This window comes from Angelakisella massiliensis (assembly GCF_900104675.1).
Lineage (GTDB): Bacteria > Bacillota > Clostridia > Oscillospirales > Ruminococcaceae > Angelakisella > Angelakisella massiliensis.
The window spans coordinates 774,220-789,324 of the sequence record NZ_LT629944.1; the positions used below are offsets into that span (position 1 = coordinate 774,220).

The 15,105-nt window shown below is 51.6% G+C and carries 12 protein-coding genes; 1 reads left to right on the forward strand and 11 read right to left on the reverse strand.

Going from position 1 to position 15,105, the window contains the following annotated elements; all coding sequences use genetic code 11:
- Positions 1-265: 265 nt before the first annotated feature.
- From BQ5383_RS04225 to BQ5383_RS21015, 10 genes are all read right to left on the reverse strand, one after another.
- Positions 266-1,546, reverse strand: coding sequence for an ROK family transcriptional regulator (locus BQ5383_RS04225; RefSeq protein ID WP_071429515.1), 1,281 nt, complete (start codon positions 1,544-1,546; stop codon positions 266-268).
- Between the two features lie 220 nt (positions 1,547-1,766).
- Complete coding sequence (locus tag BQ5383_RS04230; RefSeq protein WP_071429517.1) at positions 1,767-2,921, reverse strand: Gfo/Idh/MocA family protein; 1,155 nt, start codon at positions 2,919-2,921, stop codon at positions 1,767-1,769.
- Between the two features lie 45 nt (positions 2,922-2,966).
- A complete protein-coding gene (locus tag BQ5383_RS04235; protein WP_071429519.1) occupies positions 2,967-3,770 on the reverse strand; it encodes a sugar phosphate isomerase/epimerase family protein in 804 nt (267 codons plus the stop codon).
- Entirely contained in the window at positions 3,767-4,750 is a 984-nt protein-coding gene (locus BQ5383_RS04240) for an ABC transporter ATP-binding protein (protein ID WP_071429521.1), read from the reverse strand. Before BQ5383_RS04240 ends, BQ5383_RS04235 begins: the two co-directional genes overlap by 4 nt.
- Before the next feature lie 15 nt (positions 4,751-4,765).
- Positions 4,766-5,674 (reverse strand): ABC transporter ATP-binding protein, encoded by a 909-nt coding sequence (locus BQ5383_RS04245; protein WP_071429523.1) that lies wholly within the window; start codon positions 5,672-5,674, stop codon positions 4,766-4,768.
- Positions 5,675-5,689: 15 nt separating this feature from the next.
- Complete coding sequence (locus tag BQ5383_RS04250) at positions 5,690-6,541, reverse strand: ABC transporter permease (protein WP_071429525.1); 852 nt, start codon at positions 6,539-6,541, stop codon at positions 5,690-5,692.
- Positions 6,542-6,554: 13 nt separating this feature from the next.
- On the reverse strand, positions 6,555-7,553 hold the full coding sequence (locus BQ5383_RS04255) for an ABC transporter permease (protein ID WP_071429527.1): 999 nt from the start codon (positions 7,551-7,553) through the stop codon (positions 6,555-6,557).
- A gap of 101 nt (positions 7,554-7,654) precedes the next feature.
- Positions 7,655-9,442 (reverse strand): ABC transporter substrate-binding protein, encoded by a 1,788-nt coding sequence (locus BQ5383_RS04260; RefSeq protein ID WP_071429530.1) that lies wholly within the window; start codon positions 9,440-9,442, stop codon positions 7,655-7,657.
- Positions 9,443-9,477: 35 nt separating this feature from the next.
- Positions 9,478-10,419: a sugar phosphate isomerase/epimerase family protein gene (locus BQ5383_RS04265; RefSeq protein WP_071429532.1), complete on the reverse strand. Its 942-nt coding sequence runs from the start codon at positions 10,417-10,419 to the stop codon at positions 9,478-9,480.
- Between the two features lie 662 nt (positions 10,420-11,081).
- Positions 11,082-11,822 (reverse strand): IclR family transcriptional regulator, encoded by a 741-nt coding sequence (locus BQ5383_RS21015; protein ID WP_071429536.1) that lies wholly within the window; start codon positions 11,820-11,822, stop codon positions 11,082-11,084.
- A 15-nt stretch (positions 11,823-11,837) separates the two neighbouring features.
- On the opposite strand from BQ5383_RS21015, the gene BQ5383_RS21480 reads away from it, so the two are divergent.
- On the forward strand, positions 11,838-12,149 hold the full coding sequence (locus tag BQ5383_RS21480; RefSeq protein ID WP_071429538.1) for an ROK family protein: 312 nt from the start codon (positions 11,838-11,840) through the stop codon (positions 12,147-12,149).
- Positions 12,150-14,265: 2,116 nt separating this feature from the next.
- Here the strand turns inward: BQ5383_RS21480 and BQ5383_RS04290 are convergent.
- Positions 14,266-15,045: a hypothetical protein gene (locus tag BQ5383_RS04290; protein WP_071429542.1), complete on the reverse strand. Its 780-nt coding sequence runs from the start codon at positions 15,043-15,045 to the stop codon at positions 14,266-14,268.
- Positions 15,046-15,105 lie beyond the last annotated feature (60 nt).

The following is a 15,105-nucleotide window of genomic DNA, read 5'->3' on the forward strand; positions in this document are numbered from 1 at the left end:
GCTTTTACTTTAACACATTAGGAGTTTTTTTATCTTTTTCACCGCTTAAGCTCTTTTGAACCACGCAACTATCGCGTGGTTTTCTTTACACAACAAAAGGCCCCGGAACTTCATTCCAGGGCCTTTTGTCCATCACATCGCATTTTCAACCATAATGGACTTCTCTCCATAAGTTTCCGGAAAAGCAGCATGGCATTCTTCTCTCCAAAGCTCCTGCCTTCGGACAAACAGTGAAAGCATGGTTTAGCATTCTTTTATCCGGGGCTTATACCAATGTATTGGGACGGGCCTCTTCACGAAAGAGAAGATAGTTTTTGGAAAATTGGCTGGGCATAAAAATTCGGTCTCTTACCATAATAGCGGCGCCTTTGATTCCTGCCTGTTCGCCCAAAGAGCTGCATTTGATCTGCAGATTCCGGGTAGCAAGGGCGGTAGAACAGCGATAAATTTTTTCCCGAATACCAGTAAACAGGAGATCTCCCAAATTGATCAAGCCGCCTCCAAAAACCACCATGGATGGGTTGTAAAAGTTCACCAGCTTCGCCATGACCTCTCCGATATACAGTCCGGTCTGATAAACAAACTCCTTACACGCCACATCCTGGGCCAGAATTCCAGCGCCAAGGGTCCGGCAGGTGATGGGTTCGTTTTTGGCCAAGCAGGAAGCGAGAAAATCCGATTTTCCATTCTGAGCCATCCACTGGATCCTCTTTTGAATGGCAGCACCTCCGGCAAGATTTTCCAAACATCCTCTGTTGCCGCAGGCACAAAGATCATCATTTCCCTCAATGCTGATATGCCCGATATCTCCCGCACATCCAGAGGCTCCTCTGTAAATTTTTCCGCCGCAGAAGATTCCGCATCCAATACCGGTGCCCAGCTTCACAAACAAAAAGTTCCCGTCGTTGTGTGTATTTTCCGCTTCATATTCAGCCATGGCCATAATATTAACATCATTGTCCACAAAAGCCGGCTTTCCAAATGCCTCCTCAAAAGTTTCCTTGATGGGATAATTTCCCCATCCCCCGTGCATCAGAGGCGGCTGAGAAGGACGGCCGGTGGCAAACTCTATGGGTGCGGGGATCCCTACACCAATGCCAAACACCTTTGTCATGGGAATATGATTATGGTTGAGCAAATTTTGCGCTGTTGTAATAGCCTGATTCAAAATGATATGAGGTCCAAGATTTACATCCACATCCTCTTGAAACGACGCTGCCAAAGGCTTACCAACCAGATTGCAGACAGCCACATTAAGGCTGGTAACCCCTACATCGACACTGATCACACAACCGCAATCAGCGTTAAAATAAATACAGTGGGAATTTTTTCGTCCTCTGGAAAACCCACTGCCTTCCAGTACCAGATTTTCGGCCAAAAGGGTTTCTACATGATTGGAAATAGTGGATTTTGAAAATCCTGTCAGCCTGGCCAGCTCGGAGCGGGTAGTTCCTTCTCCCGAGAGGCGGATGACAATATCCAGCACTTGTGAAACCGTCAGAATATCAGCCATATTGTAGTAATGATCCAGGGCATTGTTGTTCAAGATACCTCACCTCAGATGTAAAAAAATTCCTTTTGCTTAAAGATAGCACCGATATGTAAAAAATGCAAACCAGCTATCCTTTTGCCTGTGCAGCCCTTCCATTACATCCTGTTGGATGCTTTCCTTCTTTGCCGTATTCAAACTCTTTTTGATACTGCGGCATGGGAGCAAAGCACAGCGGCGGTCGGGAGCTTACTCCCGGCCGCCATTACCCAATAAATTATAACTGAATCCAACGGCGCTGCTGACTGCTTTCCAGAATCGCCTCGCACAGGCGCGCTTCCTGCCATCCATCCGTAAAAGTAGGAAATTGCGGCTTGATACCATGTCGGCGGCCATCCTCAGCCAGATAGCTGTAAACCTGCTCCAGCAGCTGCTTGGAGGTATCAGGGAAGCCTTCCGCGTGCCCGCCGGGATAGGAGGCAAACTTTCGGGCCTGTCCCTGAAGCAAACCGGGGTCTTTGATCATTTCCTCATTGCACTGATCCCGATGTCCAATCCACAGCCGGTTCGGCTGCTCTGAATTCCAGGACAGGGCGCTTTCAGCGCCATCCGCCTCAAATTGCAGAAAGTTCTTTCTTCCAGCGGAAACCTGACTGATGGTAAGACTGCCGCGGATTCCGTTTTCCATCCGGAAGAGAATGGTGGCAAAGTCCTCGGTATCAATGGCGATCTCTTCATACTCCATAGGATCATTTGCTGATTGCGGGGTTTGGAAAGTCAAACACTGTGTGCGGCTTTTTTTCCGCACCGGCAAAAAGGTGGAAAGATCAGCGCATAGTTCCGTTACCCTGGAGCCTGTAATAAAGCAGGCCATATCAAACCAGTGGGAGCCAATATCCGCTACAGCTCTGGAAGGCCCCGATACCTTGGAGTCCAGCCTCCAGGAATAGTCGGTGTCATAAAGGAGCCAGTCCTGAAGGTAGGAACCATGATAAGCATACAATCTTCCCAGTTTCCCTGTCTGGACCATCTCTCTGGCCTGTTGTACCAGGGGATAGTATCGCAGATTGAAGGAAGTCACCCCCGTCAGGCCCTTTTCTTCCGCCAGACGCATCAGCTCTTCCGCCTGTTTTGAACAAATTGCCAGGGGTTTTTCACAGACCACATGTTTTCCCGCTTCCAGTGCCGCTTTGGCAATTTCATAATGAAGATAATTGGGGGTGCAAATGTGAACCACATTGATCTCGGGGTTTTGCAGCAGTTGACGGTAATCGGAATATACTTCCGGGACGTTAAATTTTGCAGCACAGCTTCGGGCCAGCTGCTCATTGGTGTCCGCTACAGCCACAATTTGTGACAATCCTGTTCGCAAAAGCGCTTCCATATGGGCGGGGCCGATAAATCCTAAGCCAATGATGCCTGTTTTCATCATAATTATCCCATCCGTTCTTCTATGTTTCAACGATGTTATGAATGTTCAGTTGAAAAACGTTTTCATTGCTTCCATGCAGCGTAAACAGGCCTGATCTGATTCCATCTGCCACAGTTCTTCATTGAGCAGCTCCAGGCAGCAATAGCCGTGGAAACCCTGGTCCTCTTCCAGCCACCGCAGCCACTCCTTCAGGGGAAGCACCCCTTCTCCCGGAAGAACCCGGACACTGTCATCCATGGTCTCCACCTGGTAACCCTCGGGAAGATCACAGAAATGAATGTTCAGCAAACGGGACATATCAAAGGATTTAAACTGATCCACCTGATATCCATGCTTGATATACCAAAAGAAATCAATACAGAAAAACACATTGGGATGATCCGCTCCATAAACCAGCTTCATGCAGCGGTCCATTTTTCCATCCTCCAGCGCCACCTTCATCTGATAGCGCGCCGCCAGATCCCCAGCCCGGCGAAGATTGGCGATGGCCTGTTCCTCATAGCCATCATAATGAAACTTATCATCGTCGCTGCCAAGATTGATAAACTCGCAGCCCATTACAGAGCAAAGGCGCAGCTGTGATTCCAGAGAGCGGAAGTAAATTTCGGCTTCTTCTCCTCTGGCATAGATGATTCCCACATCTGTAGGCGCCATTCCAATGGCGGACACCGCCCGCAGTCCATGGCTGTCCAACAGTTTGCGCATCTCTTCAGGCGTGTGCTCCTCCAGATAGCGGTTTACGGTAGGGAAGGCCAGCTCCACCAACTGGAAGCCCGCTTTTTCATAGGAAACCACATCTTGCTCCATGGTTTTAGGCAGAGTGGTGATCTGTCCCATGGACATTTTCATGATCCATTCTCCTTTCCTGGGGAATTTTGATAACGATAGCAGCTTACTTTATGATCTCCCTTCCAGGGAATCAGCTCCGGCTGCCCTTTTGCGCATTGGCTGTTATAGTAAGGGCATCTGTGGCTGAAGCAGCAAGCCTCTTGTCCGGCTTGGGGATTTTTGTTTTCTTCCGCTGCCGGGGCATCCTGCCATTTTTCCTCGGGGGAAGCGATGGGGATAGATTGGATCAGCAGCTGTGTATAGGGATGAACCGGATGAAGAATGACATCCTCTGCCTTTCCGGATTCTACCACACAACCCTTATACATGACAATGATCTCATCACTGATTTGGAGCGCGGTGGAAAGATCATGGGTAATATACAGCTGGGAGATACCCAGTTCCTTCTTCAGGCGCACCATCACATCCAGCACTGTCACCCGCAAAGATGCGTCGATCATGGAAACCGGTTCGTCGGCAATCAGCAGCTTTGGTTTAAGCAGCAGCGCTCTGGCCACCAGTATCCGCTGAAGCTGACCTCCGCTCATCTGATAGGAATATTTACCCAGAACCTGTGAGGGGTCCAGCTTCACCAAACGCAGGTTTTCTTCCACCAAGGCCCGCTGCTCTTCCTTGGAAAGGGAAAAATCAAAGTGATCAAAAACCTGCTTGAAGGCATGGTCCACCGTATAGAAAGGGTTATAGGCGTCAAAGGGATTTTGGAAAATAGCCTGGACTTCCCGCCGGTAGGCGTTATGTTCCTTTCCTTTTAATGCAGAGAGGTCTTTACCCTGATACAGGATCTGTCCACTGGTAGGGCGGATAAAATCCAGCACCAGATTGGCCAGGGTGGATTTGCCGGAACCGGATTCCCCCACCACTGCCAGCGTAATGGGCTTATCGCCAGGCAGGGACAAGCTGACATTGTTGACAGCTTTTGTTTTGGATTTCCTGGAGACAAAAACTTTGTTGAGATTTTTGATTTCCAGCAGATTACTCATAGTCCCTTACCTCCTTCAGGAAAAATCCGCCACAAAGTGGCCCGCCGAAATTTCCCTCAAAGGACGGGGCGTCCGCAAACGGAGACGCTCCTCCTCCGACAGTTCGCACGCAGCCAGAACGCTGATGTCATCCCGCCTGCGGATGGAGGGAATGGCGCGGATCAGGCCCTGAGTGTAGGGATGGGTGGGATGATGGAAAATATCCGCGGTAGAACCGATCTCCACAAAATATCCGGCGTACATAATGCCCATCCGGTGGGAGATCTGCGCCTGGAGCGCCATATCATGCCCGATCATGATCATGGAAGCCTTGAGGCTGGTCCGCACATTGGACAGGATTTGCAGTACAGACTTTTGCGAGATCACATCCAGTGCGCTGGTGGGCTCGTCCGCCACAATCAGTTTGGGGGACAGCAGCATGGCCATAGCGATGCAGACCCGCTGCTTCATGCCTCCGGAAAGCTCATGGGCATACCGCTGAGCCACCTCCGGCGCCAGATTGACGCGGTGAAGGGCTTCCGCCGTACGCTGGCGCAGTTCTTCCTTGCTTTTTCTCCCTTCGTGGGCCTCAATGGTTTCAAAAAAGTGCTGGCCGATAGTCAAAATAGGGTTCAGGGTGTTCATGGCCGATTGAGGAATATAGGAAATCTGTTCCCACCGGATATGGCGAAAATCCCGTTCCTTCATTTCAAGGAGTTCCCGGCCCATAAAATCCACATGATCCGCTGTCACCAATGAATTGGCCGGCAGCAGCCGGAGAAAACCGTTGCATAAAGTCGATTTTCCTGAGCCGGATTCCCCTACGATCCCAAACACCTCATCCTCATTGATCTCCAGGGATACCCCATTGACTGCCCGGAAATATCCGGAGGAAGTCTGGTAATCAACATTCAGGTTTTGAATAGACAGGATTCTTTTGTTCATAACCATTCCTCCTCCCTACATTCTTTTCAGCTTGGGATTACCCAGCTCATCCAGGGCCAAGCTGATCAAAAACAGCGCCACAAAAATCAGCACGATCACCACGATGGGCGGCAGCCACCACCACCACATCCCCCGCCACATGGCGGAATAATAGGTAGAAAAATAGATGGTGCTTCCCAAAGACATGGAGCTGGACGGTCCCAGACCCAGCACCTCCAGGCCAATGGAAGAAAGAATCGCGGTGGAAACGGCGTTGACAAAGGTGCTGGCCAGAAAGGGCAGAAGATTGGGCATGATCTCCCGGAAGATGATTTCCAGGTTGCTTACATTGGAAATGCGGGCCAGCTGTACATAGTTGCGTTCCTTGAGGGACAGCATTTGGGAGCGGATGATCCGGGTGGGCTGCATCCAGGCTGTTACCGAGACGATCACACCCATACCCGCAATGGAAATATTCTGGACCGATGCGGCAATGAGGATCATAATAGCCAGCGGCGGTATGGTCATGCCGATATCCACCACCGTGCTGATGACAGTATCCACCTTTCCGCCAAAAAATCCCGCAATCAGTCCCAAAGCTGTACCCAGGCCGATACCGATAAAACCGGCTATCAATCCGATTTTCAGTGTCACCCAGCTGCCGATGAGCAGCAGGGTCAAAATGTCCTTTCCTTCGCTTTGGGTTCCCAAAGGATACTCCTCACAAGGCGCAAGGTTGATGCGGGAACCATCCAGCATGGTCAGATCCATATCCAGCGCAGGCTTGAACAGCGATCCGGGCAGGGCGATGATCAGGATCAGAAGAATTCCCGGCAGCAGTGTGGGCATCCGCCTGTGAAGTTGATAAAGCTTTTTCAGGATGGTCATGGCAGGCTCCCTCCTAGTCGTACTGGATCCGGGGATCCAGCTTGGGATAGATCAGGTCCATTATCAGCGTTGCCAAAGCCACTGTAAAGATGATGAACATAATAACACCCTGCATCACAAAATAGTCCGCCGTCCGCAGAGCGTTATAAAGCACATAGCCTACGCCGGGATAGTTGAACAGAATTTCCACCAGCACAGATCCGCACATGATCTTTCCCAGATCGATGGCAAAAGCGGTATATTGAGGCAGCACCGCGTTTTTGATTCCATAGTGGTAAAAAATACGTCCTCCGCGCAGTCCTCTGGCCTGGGCATAGGTAAGATAATCCTCTCCCAGCACAGTGGACATGATGCCTCTCATGCTCAGGGCCCAGAATCCAATCAGAGACAAAGCTACTGACAGAATGGGCAATACAGCATGGACCGCCAGATCCTGAAGATGTGCCAGAGTAAATCCGCCCGCCGCTCCCGCGGTGGTCGCTCCTGAAATGGGGAAAATGGGATTGAGAATGGCCAGCAGATACATCAGCAGCAGCGCCAGAACGTAGTAGGGAATGGTGGAAAAAGGCATCAGAACATAGATGAAGCCTCTGAAAAAGCGAGGGGTCTTTTTCCACGCGCACAAAGCACCAAGAAGATTTCCGATGAGGAAGGCCACCAGGTTGCCGATGAGCAGCAGTCCCATGGTCCAGGGCAGGGCATTGAGAATAATCGGCAGCACCTTATTGGGATAGTAGGAAATGGAGTAGCCGAAATCAAAACGGAAAAAGATATTTCCCAAATATTTGAAATACTGCACAATTACCGGCTGATCCAACCCGAAGGCCTCGGTATACATCTGTACCACCGACTCGGAGTCGGACAGAACGATACCCTTACTGGCCATCGCGCCCAGCACCGCGGTAATGGGATCCTGAGGCGTGAGACGGGGAACCAAAAAGTTCAGCGTTGCCGCCACCAAAATCGTGATAAAAAAGATCAGTAATCTTTTTAAAAGATATTTCCATGACATAGGCAGGCCCTCCTTCCGGGCAAAACCGCGCGGGGGCGGGAACTGATCTCCCGCCCCCGCGCGGTAAAACACCTTGGTGCCGAAGCGTCTCCGCAAACCTTTTACGCTGCGGCGGCGTGAACATTATGGATGAGCAAATTGCAGTTATACCACCAGGATGTGGGGCTGGTATAGTTGTTTTCAGATGTCGGCCAGTTGGTCCAGTAGGTGCTGTTGAAGGGGACAATGAACATCTGCTGCATCAGCGGCAGGCAGGGCAGACCCTCGAGCCACAGCTCCAACGCGCCCCGGGCAGCTTCCTGGAACTTGGGATCATCCGGCGCGGTAGCCGCCATGATATCCACATAAGCGTCAAAGTCCTTGTTTACCCAGCGGTAAAAACGGGCGTCGGAGGTCTCACCGATAGGCTTGTAATATTTGCTGTGGAAGAAGTCCATAGTGGCATAGGGATCGCTTACAGAACCCAAAGCGCCTCCAAAGCACATATCAAAGTCGCCCGTATAGGTCTTGGTATAAAAGACCGCGCTCTCCAGCGCTTGAGAGGTGGCATAAAAGCCTGCTGCGCGCAGCTGCTGCTCAATGATGGGGGCTTCCTTGACATTGAGGGATTCGCCGGAGCGATAGATCAGATTGATGTTCAGACGATTGCCCTGGGGGTCGGTCCAGAAGCCCTCGCTGTCCTTGGTGTAGCCCTTTCCGGTCATGATCTCGTTGACCTTGTCCAGGTCATAAGTGGCAACATTATACTTGTCCAGCAGGTCCTGATTGGAATCCAGCCATTCTTTAAGGGACTGATAGGTGGGATACATGGTCAGCGCTACCTCAGAACCGCCTTCTGCGGCAATATCCACCACTTCCTGCTGATTGACAGCATAAGCAATAGCCCACTTGATTTCAGGATCGTCAAAGGGCGCCTTGGCGTTGTTGAAGGCGATGCTGGAAGGACAGGCATCCAGGTAACCATAAGGCAGCTCATCCGTCCAGGCAAAAATGTTGGGATTTTTGGCCTTGGCTGTCTCGAATGTGCTGACGCTCATCGTCCAGGAGGAATCCAGCTCATTATTGACCATTTTGGCCGCACGGACTTCCTCTGATGTACAGGTGACCCAGATACACCGCTCCGGCTCGGGCATATCTTCAAAACCGATCTCCGCTCCCCACCAGGTCTCGCAGCGATCATAAACCTGCTCTGTCTCGGTAGAACGCACCAGCTTATAGGGGCCGGTTCCCATGGGCAGTCCCTTTTCCAGGTCATAGTTCTTGAAGTTGACCACGTCCTCTACCTGGGACCAGATATGCTCAGGGGCGATGGGAACGGTATCCCACACCTCATTGACGAAATAATCGTTGAGGAAAGAAGGTTTGGGACCGGTAAGGACAAATTTCACTGTCAGGTCATCCACCTTCTCCACGGAGGCTACCCATTCATTCATGTCGGAGGAATAACGCAGCTCAGGATTTTCTTTGAGCATATTGATGGTGAAAATCACATCATCGGCGGTAAACGCTTCTCCATCCTGCCATTTTACTCCGTCCCGCAGGTTGATGGTCAGCTCGGTAAAATCCTCATTGTAGGAGTATCCGGAGGCCTGCCAGGGCATGATCTCCTTGGTCTCATAGTTATAGTAGAACAAGGATTCCTGATTAGCCTGCCACAAGCCCCAGTCCAGATACTGGGAGTTTGAGTAAGGGTTTTGATTTCCCGGTTCAGAAACACGGCCCTCAATGTTTTCAAAGATCAAGGTTTTTTCCCGCGCCACTGTTGGAATATCGCTGGCCGCACCTGAGGCGGCCTGACTGCTGGAAGCTCCTGGAGTGACGGGAGTGCAGGCTGACGCCAGCGCCATCCACACCATGGCCACCGCAAGTAGCAAACTGATTTTCTTCATTACCTCAGCCCTCCTGTCCTTTTGATCCTTGTTTCTCAGATTTCCTTTGGTATAAGCACGCTGAGGGTATTGTAACCCAGCAGCAAGCCGGATTCTTCAGTGGAGTAGTTATTGATGATGTCGCTTTCCTCACCGATGGAAACATTCAGATTGGCCGCTTTGGCAAACACATCATCCTCATGCTCGATATCCAGATTGCCCTTGTAGCCGATATCCAGCAGCGCGGTGATAAACCGTTTCCAATCCACACTGCCCCAGCCGGGAGCTCTGCCTCTCCACCAACCATGGCCGAATTCTCCCTTCTTTTCAAACAGCAGGCCATAGATGCCGCAGCGGGCCAGAATTTCCGGACGGATCTCGGTGTCCTTGGCATGGGCATGGAAAATACGGGGAGCAAAATCATAAACCGCCTTGATGTAGTCGATTCCCTGCCAGACCATATGAGCGGGGTCGATCTCCAAGCCGAAGTTCTCCGCAGGAATGATGCGGAACATCTCATCCCAGATTTCGGGAGAGTAGGCCAGATTCAGTCCCTTGAGGGTACGATGGTCCATCATGGGGCAGTTCTCAATGGCAATTCTGACATTTCTTTTTGCGGCTTCTTCCACGAAACGGGAGAATACCTCTTTATATTCCGGAAGGTTGTCCTCCACCGACAAGTCTGGATTTCTTCCCACAAAGGTGGCCACAGTAGATACCCCCATACGTTGCGCCAGATCCAGCACCTTGAGGAAGTATTCCCGTGCTTCCTCCGCTTCCTTGGGGTCTCCGGACAGATAGTTGGGATAGTAGCCCAAAGCGGAAACCTGGATGTCCTTTTCTTCCAGATCCCTTTGGATATCCGCCAAATCCTTGTCGCCGATGAATGCGTTCAGTGTAGACTTGGGCCACGCGGAAAGCTCCATGCTCCGGAATCCTGTTTGATAGGCAAACTCCGCAGTTTTCTTTGTGTAATTACCATAGAACCCCAGTCTCATTGTAAAGCTACCTCCTGTTCATGTACCTTTTTGTTCTTTTCTCTCCAAAAGTGTTCGAAATTGTTTTAGTATAGTTCTTAATTTTGATTAAAAAGTTCTGTTATCGAACACTTTATCTATATTATATAAATCACTTTTTAGAATGTCAATAACTTATAATGTATTTAGACAATAAATTAACGTATTTGCAAAACAATTTTTCATTTCTTTTCTTATGCAATCTTACTAAACATTTCCAATTTTACTTTTAAAGCTCATAAGGCACATCGGTTTATCCACCAAAAACGCCAAAAGTTTTTCCTGATTTATCATGTTCACATGGCCGCTTCTTGTTTCTCTTCCCTCCCTCCCTTCTCGGTCCTGGGTACCCGGTTATCACAGATTCCACAGATGAATACCCAAACCATTGGCTCCACACTGGAGGCGATTTCTACAAAGAAATCCTTCATATCCTTTATGATTCTGGGAAAGGCTGAATAACCAGCCGCTGTCTGGGTCCCAGCTGCGTGCAGGATTTGTCCCATCACCAAGTCACGATAAACAAACGTCCGATTCAAACACTGTTGGTGTTCGAATCGGACGTTTGTTTGTTTTTGATCTGCGATTTTGCTTGTCATCCGGCACAGCTTTCCATTGCACTCTTCCAATCAGTTCCGGGGGCCTTACAGAGCTGCGGAAATCTTTTTGGCCGTATCCATCACCATTTCCTTATAGTGGCTCCCCTCCACACTCATGGCGGCATTGGTACCGGAGATGCTCACCGACGCGATCGCTTTTCCATCCTTCCCTGTAATGGGCGAAGCGATGCAGGTAAAGCCCAGCTCATCCTCATCCTTGCTGACGCACACACCGGATTTTCGGATCTCCTCCAGCAGCTTCATCAGTTTTTGAGGGTCAGTGGTGGTGACAGGGGTTTGGGGGATCAGCTTTTCAGAGGTCAGATATGCTTCTGCCTCCGGCTTTGGGAGACTTGCCAGAAGTACCTTTCCGCTGGCTGTGGCGTAGCTTCTGCGCAGCATACCCACATAGGAATCCACACCCACAGGAGCGTTGCCGCTGACCTTGTCGATGAAACGAACCGAATAATTTTCGTCCCAGATGGCCAGATGGGTGTCCGCATTGGTCAGCAGCGACAGCTTTTCCAGAAATGGACGTGCCCGCCGAATAATTTCCATCCGGGAAAGAACCATCGTGCCAAAATATGTAAATTTCATCCCAAGGCGGTACTTGTTGTTGTCATCCTTGACTACAAAATTTCTCATCTCCAATGTAGCCAGCAGGCGGAAAGCGGTGCTTTTACCGATGCCCAGGACCTCGCCTACCGCAGCGCCACCGCTCTCATTCGGGAGGCATGGAAAGCCGCCCAGGCCCATCCGGAAGGATTGCTTTTCCAGCTTTGCCATGGTACCAAAGAGGAAATGACCGGCAAACTGCCCTTTGACGCTATGGATAAGGGCGACCCTCAGGCACGGGAAGTGGTGGAAAACTACATCCGCTGTCTGGGGGAAGGGATCACCAATCTGGTCAACATCTTCCGCCCCCAAGTGGTGCTGCTGTCCGGGGGCGTCTCCGCCCAGGGCCAGCGGCTGACAGCTCCTTTGGAGGAATATCTGGGGCGGTATGCCTTTGCGGGAAAGCACTTGAACATTCCCCCCATTCGGTGTGCCGCTTTGGGAAACGACGCTGGAATCATAGGGGCAGCACATCTGGGAACAGACGAGGTGGGATAAGACATTCTTTTATCCACCATTCTCTTTCTCCGGCAAGCAGCCTTTTCAGAGGCATCCTGGCTATCATTTTATTGAAACGGACTTGGGGCCTGATCCTCATCCTCGTCTGTTTTCACAGAGTCCAGGCCGTGTCATCAAAATAAGGCTTGTCATACCCGCCAAATGGAAAGAAGAGCCGCAAGGGCTCTTCTCAGACTGTAGAAAAACCTGGTTTAAGGAACAAATGAAATTCAAAATCATAAAAATCAGGACATGCGCCTGATTTTTATACCACGACCCGCGCCCACCGGGGCGCGAAACCGGGGGTATCGCCGCTGGTTTCATCAGGAACCAAGCGGCGTATCCAGGGGGACTGGGTCCCCCTGGAAGTGTGCCGAACCCTTTCGGCACACTCAGAGGGACATGCGCCTGATTTTTATACCACGACCCGCGCCCACCGGGGCGCGAAACCGGGGGTATCGCCGCTGGTTTCATCAGGAACCAAGCGGCGTATCCAGGGGGTGTGGGTCCCCCTGGAAGTGTGCCGAACCCTTTCGGCACACTCAGAGGGACATGCGCCTGATTTTTATACCACGACCCGCGCCCACCGGGGCGCGAAACCGGGGGTATCGCCGCTGGTTTCATCAGGAACCAAGCGGCGTATCCAGGGGGACTGGGTCCCCCTGGAAGTGTGCCGAACCCTTTCGGCACACTCAGAGGGACATGCGCCTGATTTTTATACCACGACCCGCGCCCACCGGGGCGCGAAACCGGGGGTATCGCCGCTGGTTTCATCAGGAACCAAGCGGCGTATCCAGGGGGACTGGGTCCCCCTGGAAGTGTGCCGAACCCTTTCGGCACACTCAGAGGGACATGCGCCTGATTTTTATACCACGACCCGCGCCCACCGGGGCGCGAAACCGGGGGTATCGCCGCTGGTTTCATCAGGAACCAAGCGGCGTATCCAGGGGGACTGGGTCCCCCTGGAAGTGTGCCGAACCCTTTCGGCACACTCAGAGGGACATGCGCCTGATTTTTATACCACGACCCGCGCCCACCGGGGCGCGAAACCGGGGGTATCGCCGCTGGTTTCATCAGGAACCAAGCGGCGTATCCAGGGGGACTGGGTCCCCCTGGAAGTGTGCCGAACCCTTTCGGCACACTCAGAGGGACATGCGCCTGATTTTTATACCACGACCCGCGCCCACCGGGGCGCGAAACCGGGGGTATCGCCGCTGGTTTCATCAGGAACCAAGCGGCGTATCCAGGGGGACTGGGTCCCCCTGGAAGTGTGCCGAACCCTTTCGGCACACTCAGAGGGACATGCGCCTGATTTTTATACCACGACCCGCGCCCACCGGGGCGCGAAACCGGGGGTATCGCCGCTGGTTTCATCAGGAACCAAGCGGCGTATCCAGGGGGACTGGGTCCCCCTGGAAGTGTGCCGAACCCTTTCGGCACACTCAGAGGGACATGCGCCTGATTTTTATACCACGACCCGCGCCCACCGGGGCGCGAAACCGGGGGTATCGCCGCTGGTTTCATCAGGAACCAAGCGGCGTATCCAGGGGGACTGGGTCCCCCTGGAAGTGTGCCGAACCCTTTCGGCACACTCAGAGGGACATGCGCCTGATTTTTATACCACGACCCGCGCCCACCGGGGCGCGAAACCGGGGGTATCGCCGCTGGTTTCATCAGGAACCAAGCGGCGTATCCAGGGGGTATTGGATACCCCCTGGAAGCGTGTCGAACTTTTTCGACACGCTCCGATCCCCTCTGGCCTCAGCCAGAGGGGATCGATCTATGATAAAGGCGCGGTATTGCGGAAAAAGGCTGTTCACGGGTCCTCAGACCACCCTTTCCCTCCCNCCACGACCCGCGCCCACCGGGGCGCGAAACCGGGGGTATCGCCGCTGGTTTCATCAGGAACCAAGCGGCGTATCCAGGGGGTATTGGATACCCCCTGGAAGCGTGTCGAACTTTTTCGACACGCTCAGAAGAGCCGCAAGGGCTCTTCTGCCTTTATAAGCGTCGTAAATACGCTCCTTCACTGTTTTGAGGATTGCCCTCACAAGTGGAAGGAGGGACGTTCTTCCGCCGTCCGGCTTTTCCCCAGCACAGTGCGCCGGCGAAAACCTCATGGCAAAAGCTGATCCATGATGAAGAACAGCGCGTTTCCCTCATAGGTTTTCCCGCTTCTGGTTTCCACCTGGAAGGTAAATGACTGGAAAAACCGGACAAACACTGAACCAATCCCAAACAAAAACGCATAGATGGGAGCCACAGAAGTACCTATAAACAGGAAAGGAATGAGGGTATCCAAGAAAATGCCAAAGAGGTACACCACCAGGCTTCCCAGCCAGTTTTGGGAAAACAATTGAGCCAAAAACAGATAAATGTTCCCCAGAACCAGGCCGATGATGGCATAGTCGACGGTCAGTGTCCAGTATTTGACCAGTTTGAGGGGCTTGAGCCTGAGGACACAGAGAGCTGATACTAACAAAAACTCAAACAACACCAGCGCCCCGAAAAACTGATAGCTTTCATGCCATTCCACATAGTTATCAAATGTCATGGACGCCGCCCCCAGCACCTGATGTCCTTTGACGGAGGCCATAAAAAGATAGATGACCAAAAAGGGATAAAATGCCTTCATCACCATATTGGCAAAAATGAAACTATCCGGCAGGTCCATATCATCCTCACTGTCGTTTTTGGTGCTGAATTGGTGAAAGGAGTGCATCATAAAAATGATCCCCAGCACGATCAGCAAGATGGAACCGCCAACCTTCAGCGCCGTGGCATGCTCCGATGCGTCAACATATCTCATCACCGGCATTACAAGATTTCCCACCTGAGCGATTATGTCCCCTACAGTTTGTACCGTTTTTTCCACAAAAGCTTCAAAAGTGTCCATGGCGTGCCTCCGAAAAATCCATATTTTTGAATTCAGTCACGGTTTTTCTATATATTACTA